The following is a 12,088-nucleotide window of genomic DNA, read 5'->3' as shown; positions in this document are numbered from 1 at the left end:
ATGCTCGGCAGGGGGCTTGCCCGGTAAAGGCTCTGCCGAGCATGGCTCGGCACTACAGGTGGGTTTTGCCGGTAAGGCCCCTGCCGAGCATGGCTCGGCACTACAGGTGGCTGGCATGGAAGGCTGTAAATCGGCTGTGGCCTTGGGTTTGTGGGCGTTCGCCCCGATAATGGCGGCATGGAAATCAAGTCCGACAACCCTGAACACGGCTTCCAGTTCCCCGGTACCTTTGAGCTCAGCGCCATGGGCGCAGCCAATATCGGTCTGGAAGCTGAACTGCCCAAGTTGCTGCAAAGCGCCGGTATCGAGGTGCTGGAAGAGCGCATCAGCTGGAAAGAATCCTCCAACGGCAAGTACGTTTCGGTGCGCATCGCCTTCAAGGCGGAGAGCCGTGAGCAGTACGACGCCGCCCACGCTGTGATGCGTGACCACCCGGAAGTGAAGTGGACGCTGTAACTGCCTGCGCGGTAGAAACGCCGCGCAAGGCGCCGCGTCCGGCATTGCTGCGGGACCTGGGCCGGCAGGGCTATGAGCCGGTCTGGCACGCCATGCAGCAGTTCACCGATACCCGTACCGACGACTCCGCCGACGAGCTGTGGGTGGTCGAGCATGATCCGGTGTTCACCCTGGGCCAGGCCGGCAAGCCCGAGCACGTGCTGGCGGCCGGCGATATCCCGGTGCTGCATGTGGACCGCGGCGGCCAGGTGACCTATCACGGGCCGGGCCAGCTTGTGGTCTACCCGCTGCTGGACCTGCGCCGGCTCGGCATTGGTGTGCGCGATTACGTGTGCCGGATCGAGCAGGCCATCATCGATACCTTGGACGAATGGAACATCGGTGCCGAACGCATGGACGGTGCGCCCGGTGTCTATGTGGGCGGCGCCAAGATCGCCGCACTCGGCATCCGTGTACGCCGTGGCTGCAGTTTCCACGGGCTGGCGTTCAATGTGTCGCTGGATCTTGAACCCTTCCACCGCATCAACCCCTGCGGCTATGCCGGGATGCAGGTGACCTCGGTGCTAGACTTGGGCGGTCCTTCGGGCATCGAAGCGGTCAAGTCGGTGCTGCTGTCCCATCTGGCCCAGCAGTTCGGCCTGGCCTTGCAGCCGACGCCCGAACTGCCCGATCTGACTACGCGGCTCTGAGACCGCTGATAACGCCATGACTGAAACCACCACGCGCTCCATTCCCCTGCAGGTCGTGCAGGGCGACATTCCGTCCGCGCCGTTGCAGGCCGGTGTCAAACAGCTTGGCGGTGACAAGATCAACCGCTCGCCGGTGCAGTTCGCCGACGCGCCGGTGCTGCGCAAGCCTTCCTGGATCCGCGTGCGCATTCCTTCGGGCAATGCCGTGGCCAACCTGAAGGCCAAGCTGCGCGAGAACCGTCTGGTGACGGTGTGCGAAGAAGCCAGCTGCCCGAACATCCACGAATGCTTCGGCCATGGCACCGCTACCTTCATGATCCTGGGCGAGGTCTGTACCCGTCGCTGCTCGTTCTGCGACGTGGCCCACGGCCGGCCCAAGCCGCCGGACGCCAACGAGCCGGCCAGCCTTGGCCAGACCGTGGCCGACATGGGCCTGAAGTACGTGGTGGTGACCAGCGTCGACCGCGATGACCTGCGTGACGGCGGTGCCCAGCACTTCGTCGACTGCATCACTGCCATTCGCGAAAAGTCGCCCAAGACCCGCATCGAAGTGCTGACCCCGGACTTCCGTGGCAAGGGCCGCATGGAGCGCGCGCTGGAAATCCTCGCGCAGAACCCGCCGGACGTGTTCAACCACAACATCGAAACCGTGCCGGACCTGTACCGCAACGTACGCCCGGGCGCGGACTACCAGTGGTCGCTGACCCTGCTGAAGAACTTCAAGGCACAGCACCCGAACGTGCCGACCAAGTCCGGCATCATGCTCGGCCTGGGCGAAACCTTCGAGCAGGTGCAGGCCACCCTGCGTGACCTGCGCGCGCATGATGTGGAAATGGTGACCATCGGCCAGTACCTGCAGCCGACCGCCCACCACCACCCGGTGCTGCGTTACTGGACGCCGGAGGAATACAAGGCGTTCGAGGATTACGGCTACGAACTGGGCTTCACCCACGTTGCCTCCGGCCCGATGGTGCGTTCGTCCTACCACGCCGACCAGCAGGCGGCCGGTGCCGGCGTCGCTGTCTGAACCACGCCCCAGCATCCCGCCGCGGCCAACGGCCGCAGGCGGGATCGCGTCAAATCCAGCGTCGCCACTGCAGTGATTCACAAACTGCTACGGACCGGCAGCTACTCTGCAGCTGAGCAAGGTGACAAGTGCCGAAACTTTCGGCACTGTCGGCATGTCGTACTTGCCCGCAGTCTCCCCACAACATTCGGTGCCACGAGTACTTTGATGAACTACCGAGTTCCCGTTTTCCTGCTGGCCCTCGCGCTGACCGCTCCCGCCGCCTTGCTGGCGCGCGCCGATACGGCCTTGCCTTCGGCAGCGACAATCGACCAGGCCACCACCTCCAAGCTGGTCTACGGCTTGTTGTCGGACAGCCGTTACGCCTACCGCCCGCGTCAGCTGGACGCGGCGACCTCGCAGGATGTGTTCAAGCGTTATCTGGAGTCGCTGGACAGCGGCAAGCAGTTCTTCACCAAGGAGGACGTGGATCGCTTTGCGCCGTTGGCGGCACAGACCGGTGAAGCCATCCGTTCCGGCGAGCTGGACCCGGCCTACCAGGTGTTCGCGGTCTACCGCCAGCGGGTGGGCGAGCGCGTGGCCTATGCCCGTCGCCTGCTCAAGCAGGAGCCGGATTTCACCGTTGAAGAACGCTTCAACTACGACCGCAAGGACGTGCCGTGGGCAACCAACGCCGAATTGGACGATCTGTGGCGCAAGTCGGTCAAGAACGACTGGCTGCGGCTGAAGCTGGCTGGCAAGCCGGCCGCTGATATCCGCAAGACCCTGGACAAGCGTTACGACACCCTGCTCAAGACCATCAATGAGCTCAAGGGCGATGACGTGTTCTCGTTCTACATGAACGCCTACACCAGCGCCGTCGACCCGCATACCGATTACTTCACCCCGCGCACGGCCGAGAACTTCAACCAGGCCATGTCGTTGTCGCTGGAAGGCATTGGTGCCCAGCTGCAGCGCCAGGACGACATGGTGGTGATCCGCGAAGTAGTGCCGGGTGGTCCGGTGGCGATGGACGGCACGCTCAAGGCCGGCGACCGCATCGTCGGCGTTGGCCAGGGCCGCTCCGGTCCGATTGAAGACGTGATCGGCTGGCGCATCGATGATGTGGTCGGCAAGATCCGCGGCGCCAAGGACACCCAGGTACGTCTGGAATACATCCCGGCCGCCGAAGGCGTGGACGGCAAGCACCGCATGCTGACCCTGACCCGGCAGAAGATCCGTCTGTCCGAGCAGGCTGCCAAGGGCGAGACCATCGCCATCCCGGCCGCCGCTGGCGAACCGCAGCGCCGCATCGGTGTGGTCAAGCTGCCGACGTTCTACCAGGACTTTGAAGGCCGCCGCCGCAATGCCGCCGACTATGCCTCCGCCACCCGCGACGTGGCCAAGCTGCTGGCCGGCTTCAAGGCCGACAAGCTGGACGGCGTGGTGCTGGACCTGCGCAACAACGGCGGTGGTTCGCTGGATGAAGCCATCGAACTGACCGGCCTGTTCATCGAGCAGGGCCCGGTGGTGCAGGTGCGTGAATCCGGCGGTCGCGTCACCGTCAACAGCGACCGCAACCCGGCCGTGGCTTGGGACGGTCCGCTGGCGGTGTTGATCAACCGTGGTTCGGCCTCGGCCTCGGAGATTTTTGCCGGTGCCATCCAGGACTACGGTCGTGGCCTGGTGATCGGTGAAACCACCTTCGGCAAGGGCACCGTGCAGAACGTGGTGCCGCTGGACCGTTGGCCGGCCAGTGAGAAGGAACGCTTTGGCCAGGTCAAGCTGACCATCGCCCAGTTCTTCCGCGTCAGCGGCTCCAGCACCCAGCACAAGGGTGTGGTGCCGGACCTGGCCTTCCCGGCCAGCGTCGATGCCAGCGAGTTTGGTGAGAGCACCTACGACAACGCGCTGCCGTGGACCCGCATCGCTGCCGTGCCGCACACCCAGTACGGCAACTTCGCGCCGATCGTGCCGCGTCTGGAAACCCTGCACGCCACGCGTATCCGTGCCGACCGCGAGTTCCAGTGGTGGGAAGAAGACGTGCAGCAGTTCCGCACCGAGGCCGCCAAGAAGTACGTTTCGCTCAACGAAGCCGAGCGCCGTGCCGAGCGCGACAAGCAGGAAGCACAGCGCAAGCAGCGCCAGCAGATCCGCAAGGAACTGGGCCTGCCGCTGGACCCGCTGGCCGAGGACAGCACCGATGACGGCCTGACCGGCAATGAGCGTGACATCGTCAAGGATGCCGCCCGCGAGAAGGCTGCCGAGAAGCGTCCGGATCCGCTGTTGAAGGAATCGGCCTCGATCCTCGCCGATGCCTTGAATGTGCTGGAAAAGGACCGTCCGCTGTCGGCACAGGTATTGCCGCAGTCCACCGGTCCGGGCCGCTGGGCCGACTGAGGAAGTACCACGCTGCGCACAGCCGAGCTGAGCGCAGCGACAACCGCTTCTGCAAGCTTTAAACGCCGTCAACGTAGCCCTACGTTGGCGGCGTTATGCTGTGGGCCTTCGCTGACTGTGGAGGTGCCCATGCGCCGACATCTGCTGCATGCGCTGGCCGCCGTGAGCCTGCTGCTCACCGCTTGCGGCGGCAAGGCCGTCAACAGCACCTTGCTGCGCGAATCCTTCGATTCGGGCGACACCTATACGCGCAGTGTCGATGCCACACCGGCGCAGGCCTGCGAGGCTGCGCGCCGTGCCTTGCTTGGCCAGGGCTATGCGATCACCCGCGCCGATGCCAGCAATGTGGAAGGCAACAAAAACTTCCAACCCAAGGATGAGGTGCACGAGCAACTGGTGTTGCGTGTTTCCTGTGCCGCGCAGGGCGTTGGCAAGGCACAGGTGTTTGTCAGCGCGGTGCAGGACCGCTATGCCTTGAAGAAGTCGCCGACCTCGGCCAGCGTTGGCGTCGGTGCCCTGGGCTCGGTATCGCTGCCGTTTGGCAGCAATGATGACTCGCTGGTGCGGGTCGCCAGCAGCACCGTGCAGGACGCGCAGTTCTACCGCAATTTCTTCGGCCGCCTGCAGTACTACGTGGAGCAGGCGGCGCCGCCGGTTCCGGCGGAGCCGGCGCGATGAGGTTTGGCTGGCGCGCTACGCAGCGGGCTGGCCGATCGACCCTGTTGCTATGCGTGTTGGCGCTGACGCCGCTGCTGGCTGAAGCGGGTTGCAACATGGCCTTGCTGCAGCAGCTGGGTTGGCAACTGAGTGAGAGCGGGCAGCAGGCGCCGCGGATAGCGGCCGGCGATCCGTGCCGGCGTGCATCGCTGGCCGATGCGCAGGCACACGGTGATCTGCAGCTGCAGCTGCCAAGCGGCTATGACATCGCACAGCGCGAGCAGCTGGCCGCGCAGCTACTGCAGCAGCCGGCCAGCATCTGCGCCTATGCCTTCAAGCTCGGCGATGCGGTGCGTACGGCCAGCACTCGTCTGCAGGAGAACACTGGCTATCGGTTCTCGGCTTTGCAGCTGGGTTGGATTGGTTTCGGTATGCGTGGCGCGGCAGCGCAGGGGTGGCAAGGTTTTCGCAGCTTCGGTCGCGGTTATGCCCCCTCGGCGCGCAATTCGGTGGCACTGGAGGCGTTCTACACCGGGCGGGTGCGCTCCGAGTGCGGGGTAGGGCGGCAGGTAGGACAGTTGGCGACGATCCGTGAGCTGTTCGGCGATGCCGCCTTCGATACTGCGTTCACACCCGGCGAACTGTCCATCGGTACCTTCCTGAGCCTGCATGACACCCCGAGCATCCTGCTCGGAAGCAGTGCCGGTGAGTTGTTCGCCGACGGCAAGGCGGCACGGACGTCTGCGCTGGGCCGGCAGGCGTTCATGGGCGTGCCGGGTTACATCGTGCATGCCTTCGATGCCGCGTACCTGGACGACATCAACAACCAGGCTGAGAATTTCGTCATCACCGATATCAGTGCAGCGGCGGCGCAGTCCTTGGCAATGCATGATGGCTTTGCCCATTACGACGCGCTCAATAAACATCTATGGGAGCTTGCCCAGCAGCTGCCGGGCAGCGGCGGGCGACGCTTCGAGCGGCTGCTGTACCTGCGTGATCAAAAGCTGCGCTCGGCGTTGCCCGAAGCACAGCAGCGGGTGCTGTTGCAGATGGATGCTGTTCTTGCTGATCCGGTATACAGCGAGCTGATGCTGTACGTGCACCGCCAGGGCGTGCGCCCACTCGGTTATCACATCGCGCGCTTGCTGGACCGTAATCCACGTACTCCGTTTGTCATCGAACTGGTACTGCACAATCTGCACACCACGATTTATCAGCGCTGGTTGCAGGCCCGTCTGCGGGCCTGTCAGGCAGGATCTTTACTACCGTAGGAGGAGCTTCAGCATGGAATTGGGAATGATCGGGCTGGGTCGCATGGGCGCCAACATGGCGCAGCGTCTGCAGCGTGCGGGGATTGCCGTCACCGGCTTTGATCCGGGGCAGCAGGCGCGGGCGCAGGTGGCCGAGCACGGTATTGCTACCGTGGACGCCCTGCAGGCGCTGGTACAGGCACTGCCGGCGCCGCGCGCGCTGTGGTTGATGGTGCCGTCCAAGGTGGTCGATGCCACCCTGGACAGTCTGTTGCCGCTGCTGTCAGCTGGTGACGTGGTGATCGACGGCGGCAACTCCTGGTACAAGGAGTCGCAGCAGCGCGCCGCACGCTGTACTGCAGCCGGAGTCGCGTTTGTCGATTGCGGCACCAGCGGTGGCGTGTGGGGGCTGCAGGAGGGTTACTGCCTGATGATCGGTGGCGAAGCCGGGGTGGTGGCGCGGTTGTCGCCGCTGTTCAAGGCGTTGGCGCCGGCGGCTGACCGCGGCTGGGCGCATGTCGGCCCGGTCGGTGCCGGGCACTTCAGCAAGATGGTCCATAACGGCATCGAGTACGGAATGATGCAGGCCTATGCAGAGGGCTTCGCGCTGATGGAAAAAAAATCCGAGTTCGAGCTGGATGTGGGCAAAGTGGCCGAGGTCTGGCGGCATGGCAGCGTGGTGCGCTCGTGGTTGCTGGACCTCAGTGCGGACGCGCTGCAGAAAAACCCTGCGCTGGATGGCATAGCACCGTATGTGGAGGACTCCGGCGAGGGTCGCTGGACCGTGGCCGAGGCCATCGAGCTGGATGTGCCGGCGCCGGTGATCACCTTGTCACTGCTGGAGCGGCTGCGCTCGCGGCAGGCAAATTCGTTCAGCGACCGCATGCTGGCGGCGATGCGCAATGAGTTCGGCGGGCATGCGATCAAGCCCGCTGGCGAGGCCGGCTGAGTCTTTCGGCCTTCGTTCACAGGTCCTGTTAATAGGGAGTGCACGGGTACACGTATTCGTGCAATCCTTGGCCGACAGTCAGCGATGCTGTCGTGCTGGTCACGCCGCCATCGATTGACTCCGGATCGACATTGTCGATGAACTCCGGGCCGTCGCGACATGCGCCGGTCCGTCAGCACGCAGGGGAAGCGATGGCGGCACGATTGACCGACGATGACTGGAGTCGCTGGCGCCTGTTCGGGCTGGGGCTGGCAGCGTTGTTGATCATCGTGGTGCCGGCCTTGACCCTGCAGCGGCTTACCAGCGACAGCGTCCACGCGGCCAACTGGGTAGCCCATACCCAGGCGGTGGGCGCGCGTCTGTACAACCTGCAGGCCGATATCCGCGATGTGGAGTCGGCGGCGCTGACCCTGTCCAAGGGCATCGATTCAACGGCATTGCAGGAGCGCCTGCATACCGCCGACCGCATTGGCGTCAATCTCAGCGAGCTGGCGCAGCTGGTCCGTGACAGCCCTGAGCAACTGGTGCGTATCGGCAAGATGGAGTCGATGCTGGAGCGGCGCATGGCCTTGGCCAAGGAAATCGCCGCAAGTACCGACTCGCCCCGGCAGCGCGAGCTGATCGAGGAAATGACCTTCCAATACCCGATCCGGCAACTGGTGCAGGAGCTGCAGCAGCATGAGGATGCGCTGTTGGTCGAACGTGCCGCACTGGCACAGCGCCAGCAGCAGCTGGCATCGATGGTTACCTGGACTGCGCTGGCGGTGCAGTTGCTGCTGCTGGGCCTGGTGCTATGGCTGCTGCAGCGGCAGATTGGTCGCCGCGCCGATATCGAGCTCCGCCTCAGCAAGGCCAGCGCCCGCGCCAATGCGGTGCTGCAGACGGTGCGCGAGCCCATCGTGCTGCTCGACAACAAGCTGCGGGTAGTACTGCACAACACTGCATTCACCGAGCTGTATGGCGTTGACGATGCCGATATCAGCCTGCGCCAGCTGCAGGACATCGGTGATGGTGCGTGGGAGGACCCGCTGGTGCGCCAGCGCCTTGCCGATGTATTGCTGCGCGGGCGCGAGCTGTGGGATTTCGAACACCAGCAACGCAGCGTGGATGGCATGCATCGCACCATGCTGATCAATGCCCGGCGCATGGCCTTGCCGGATGCCGAGGATGATGTGGTGTTGATGACGATCAGCGATGTCACCGTGCAGCGCGCCGTGCAGCAACACGTGGAGGAGCTCAATCATCAGCTTGAGGGCAAGGTCGAGCAGATGGCCGACGTCAACCGTGAGCTGGAAGCCTTCAGCTATTCGGTCTCGCACGATCTGCGTGCGCCGCTGCGGCACGTGGCTGGCTTCTCCGACAAGTTGAAACGGCACCTTGGCGAGGCGATCGACGGCAAGACCCAGCATTACCTTGACGTGATCAGCGGCTCGGCGCAGCTGATGGCGGCCTTGATCGATGATCTGCTGGTCTACTCGCGACTGGGACGTGGCGCGATGCGTCTGCAGCGGGTGGACATGCAGTCGCTGGTGGCCGATACCCGCGCCCTGCTGGATTCCAATCTGAAGAGCGAGGCCGGCGCCGATGGCAAGCCGCGCGAGGTGGAATGGAAGATCGGCAGGCTGCCGGTGTTGATCGGCGACGAGAACATGCTGCGCCAGGTATGGCTGAATCTGCTCGGCAACGCGGTCAAGTACACCGCGGCGCGCGACAAGGCGGTGATCGAGGTCAGCGCCAAGCAGCTGGCGGACGGCAGCCATCAGTTCAGTGTCAGCGACAACGGCGCTGGTTTCGACATGCAATACGCCAGCAAGTTGTTCGGTGTGTTCCAGCGCCTGCACAAGGCCTCGGAATACCCCGGCACCGGCATTGGCCTGGCCAGCGTACGCCGCGTGCTGACCCGGCACGGCGGCCGCATCTGGGCCGACGCCCAGGTGGATCAAGGCGCCACTTTCAGTTTCGTTCTTCCCCAGGCAACCGAAGCATCCAACAAGGACACCGTGGAATGAGTCCCCTGCGCACCATCCTGATTGCCGAAGACAGCGGAGCCGATGCCGAGATGGCGATCGACGCGCTGCGTGATGCCTCCCTGGCCAACCCCATCGTGCATGTCGAAGACGGGGTTGAAGCAATGGACTTCCTGCTCAGGCGCGGCGCTTTTGCCCAACGTGAGGAGGGCCTGCCGGCGGTGCTGCTGCTGGATATCAAGATGCCGCGCATGGATGGCCTTGAAGTATTGCGGCTGATCCGCGCCGATGAGGATCTCAAGCGCTTGCCGGTGGTGATCCTGTCGTCTTCGCGCGAGGAAAGCGATCTGGCCCGCAGTTGGGATCTTGGCGTCAACGCCTATGTGGTCAAGCCGGTGGACATCGACCAGTTCTTCCAGGCAGTGCGGACGATCGGGACCTTCTGGGCGTTGATCAACCAGGCACCAGAGCACGAGTAAACACAGATGCCGAATCAGGGAGCGCCATTGGGGCCGTTGCGAATCCTGCTGGTGGAGGATTCGCCCGAAGATGCCGAGTTGGTCGTCGATCAGTTGCTCGAGGCCGGTCTGCAGATCGAGTTCGAGCGTGTCGACAACGAGCCGGCGATGCGCGACGCCTTGGCCGAAGGCATGCCGGATATGGTGCTGTCAGACCTGAGCATGCCGGGTTTCTCCGGCTACCAGGCGCTGCAGATCCTGCGTGAGATGCACCCCAGGGTTCCCTTCATTTTCGTCTCCGGCACCATGGGTGAAGAGACCGCGGTGGAAGCGCTGCAGCAAGGCGCCAACGACTACATCATCAAGCACCAGCCGGCCCGGCTGCCGTCGGCGGTGGCACGCCTGGTGCGCGAGACCCGCAGCGAGCGCGAGCGGCTGCGGGTGGAAGATGAGTTGATGCGCGCGCAGCGACTGGAGAGCCTGGCCTTGCTCGCCGCCGGGCTCAGCCATGACCTGCGCAACATCCTGCAACCGCTGCTGATCATTCCTGACCTGATCCGTGATCGTAGCGATGACCCCAAGATCATCCGCTTGGCCGATGTCATCGCCGAATGCGGACGCCGCGGTCATGAGATGGTCGAGTCGATGCTGTCCTTCGTGCGCGGCTCACGCCAACCCAGCGAGCGGATCGTATTGCAGCGCCTGTTCCAGGCGGTGGGCATGCTGCTCAAGAGCAGCCTGCCGCGTAATGCCGAGCTGCACCTGGAAGTGTCCGACGATCGCATGGCGATCGAGGCGAACTACACCGAGCTGCAGCAGGTACTGCTGAATCTTGCGCTCAATGCCATCCAGGCCATGCCCGATGGTGGCAGCTTGAGTCTGATCGCCGAGCGTGTCGCTGGCGAAGAGGGCATGGTGCGCATCCGCGTCAGCGATGACGGCATCGGTATGGATGCAAGCACGGTGCAGCGCTTGTTCACCCCATTTTTCACCACCAAGGCCGACGGCACCGGCCTGGGTCTGGTGTCCTGCCATCGCATCGTCGAAAGCATTGGTGGGCAGATCCAGGTGCAGAGCGAGCTGGGCGAGGGCACCACCTTCGAGCTGCTGTTGCCGATGTGCGAAAGCGCCGGCAGCGAGGATGCCGAGCCGCTGGAGAGAACCCGTGTCGGCCATGGTGAGCGCCTGCTGGTGGTTGATGACGAGGCCACGCGTTTGTCGCTGCTGGGCAATGCGCTGTCCAGCCAGGGCTATCGCATGCGCCTGGCCAGCGATGGCGCGGTAGCGATGCGGCACCTGCAGGAGGCGGGGCTGCCGGATGTGGTGCTGGTCGACAGTGGCATTCCTTTGCTTTCGGCCGGGCAACTGCTGGCGGAGATGCAGGCGATGGGCTATCGCGGTCCGGCGATCGTGCTGGAAGACGCCAACGCGCCGGCCTTCGCCGATGGTGAGGCGCCGTCGGGGATCAGCGTACATGTGCTGCCCAAGCCGCTGGAGATGCAGCGGGTATTCCGGGCGGTAGCCGACGCACTGGGTGTGGGCTGATGCAACCCGGTTGGCATATGCGGGCTGGCGATAGCTGGCCTATCATGTGCGCCCCCTCCTACGATGCGGTGCTCAAGCTCGTCCATCGTGGCGCGGGCGGGCCCGCAGGCAAACCAACTCATGACCACCGTGCTCCTCAGCTTGGGCAGCAACCTGCAACCGCAGCATTACCTGCAAGCGGCCGTTGCCGTATTGCGCGAACGTTTTGGCACGATCAGCGTCTCCCCGGCGTACCGCACCCCGGCAGTGGGTTTTGACGGCCCGGACTTTCTCAACAACGCGGTGATGCTGGACACCGACCTGCCGCTGGGCGAGTTGGACGATTGGCTGCACGCGGTGGAGGACGCGCATGGCCGCGACCGTTCCGGCCCGCGTTTCAGCGACCGTACCCTGGATATCGACGTGGTGTATTACGGCGACCTGGTGGTCGAAGGCCCGGGCCATCTGCGCATCCCGCGCCCTGAGTTGAAGCACGCCTTCGTGCTCAAGCCGCTGGCCGACATCGCCCCGGATTTCATCGACCCGGTACGCGGCCTGAGCCTGCAGCATATGTGGCAGCAGCACCCGCAGTACGGGCAGGCGTTCGATACGGTGGAGTTGTAACGCGGCACCTGTAGTGGGGGGGGGGGGGGGGGGGGGGGGGGCCCGGGCGCGCCCGGGCGACGGCCCGCGGCGCCGAGCCCACGGCCACCGCCCCGGACCGCCCGAGCG

11 protein-coding genes are annotated in these 12,088 nt (G+C 64.5%); all 11 read left to right on the top strand.

The features are described 5' to 3' along the window. Window positions 1–177: 177 nt before the first annotated feature. Window positions 178–456 carry a DUF493 family protein gene (locus ACVOMB_RS19555; protein WP_481513797.1) on the top strand — a complete coding sequence of 93 codons (279 nt, stop codon included), beginning with the start codon at window positions 178–180 and terminating at the stop codon, window positions 454–456. Beyond that, window positions 444–1,145, top strand: a complete 702-nt coding sequence (gene lipB / locus ACVOMB_RS19550) for a lipoyl(octanoyl) transferase LipB (RefSeq protein WP_481532712.1) — start codon at window positions 444–446, stop codon at window positions 1,143–1,145. The genes ACVOMB_RS19555 and lipB overlap by 13 nt, the downstream gene beginning before the upstream one ends. Window positions 1,146–1,161: 16 nt before the next feature. Beyond that, window positions 1,162–2,172 (top strand): lipoyl synthase, encoded by a 1,011-nt coding sequence (lipA, locus tag ACVOMB_RS19545; RefSeq protein ID WP_481513795.1) that lies wholly within the window; start codon window positions 1,162–1,164, stop codon window positions 2,170–2,172. A gap of 207 nt (window positions 2,173–2,379) precedes the next feature. Continuing rightward, the gene (locus tag ACVOMB_RS19540) at window positions 2,380–4,551 is read left to right on the top strand and encodes a carboxy terminal-processing peptidase (RefSeq protein WP_481532711.1); all 2,172 of its coding nucleotides are present in this window, start codon (window positions 2,380–2,382) and stop codon (window positions 4,549–4,551) included. Window positions 4,552–4,680: 129 nt separating this feature from the next. Then, a complete protein-coding gene (locus ACVOMB_RS19535) occupies window positions 4,681–5,229 on the top strand; it encodes a DUF2242 domain-containing protein (protein WP_481532710.1) in 549 nt (182 codons plus the stop codon). Continuing rightward, complete coding sequence (locus ACVOMB_RS19530; RefSeq protein WP_481532709.1) at window positions 5,226–6,479, top strand: hypothetical protein; 1,254 nt, start codon at window positions 5,226–5,228, stop codon at window positions 6,477–6,479. The genes ACVOMB_RS19535 and ACVOMB_RS19530 overlap by 4 nt, the downstream gene beginning before the upstream one ends. Continuing rightward, window positions 6,379–7,407, top strand: a complete 1,029-nt coding sequence (gene gnd / locus ACVOMB_RS19525; RefSeq protein ID WP_481532708.1) for a phosphogluconate dehydrogenase (NAD(+)-dependent, decarboxylating) — start codon at window positions 6,379–6,381, stop codon at window positions 7,405–7,407. The genes ACVOMB_RS19530 and gnd overlap by 101 nt, the downstream gene beginning before the upstream one ends. Window positions 7,408–7,598: 191 nt before the next feature. Beyond that, window positions 7,599–9,416, top strand: coding sequence for a sensor histidine kinase (locus ACVOMB_RS19520; protein WP_481532707.1), 1,818 nt, complete (start codon window positions 7,599–7,601; stop codon window positions 9,414–9,416). Then, window positions 9,413–9,853 carry a response regulator gene (locus ACVOMB_RS19515; protein WP_481508709.1) on the top strand — a complete coding sequence of 147 codons (441 nt, stop codon included), beginning with the start codon at window positions 9,413–9,415 and terminating at the stop codon, window positions 9,851–9,853. Before ACVOMB_RS19520 ends, ACVOMB_RS19515 begins: the two co-directional genes overlap by 4 nt. A 6-nt stretch (window positions 9,854–9,859) precedes the next feature. Beyond that, a complete protein-coding gene (locus ACVOMB_RS19510) occupies window positions 9,860–11,377 on the top strand; it encodes an ATP-binding response regulator (RefSeq protein ID WP_481532706.1) in 1,518 nt (505 codons plus the stop codon). Between the two features lie 120 nt (window positions 11,378–11,497). Continuing rightward, entirely contained in the window at window positions 11,498–11,980 is a 483-nt protein-coding gene (gene folK, locus ACVOMB_RS19505; RefSeq protein WP_481532705.1) for a 2-amino-4-hydroxy-6-hydroxymethyldihydropteridine diphosphokinase, read from the top strand. The last annotated feature ends 108 nt before the right edge of the window (window positions 11,981–12,088 follow it).

Source organism: Stenotrophomonas sp. STEN018 (assembly GCF_056760235.1).
Note: the sequence above shows the minus strand (reverse complement) of the source record. Positions and strands in the feature narration are given on the sequence as shown.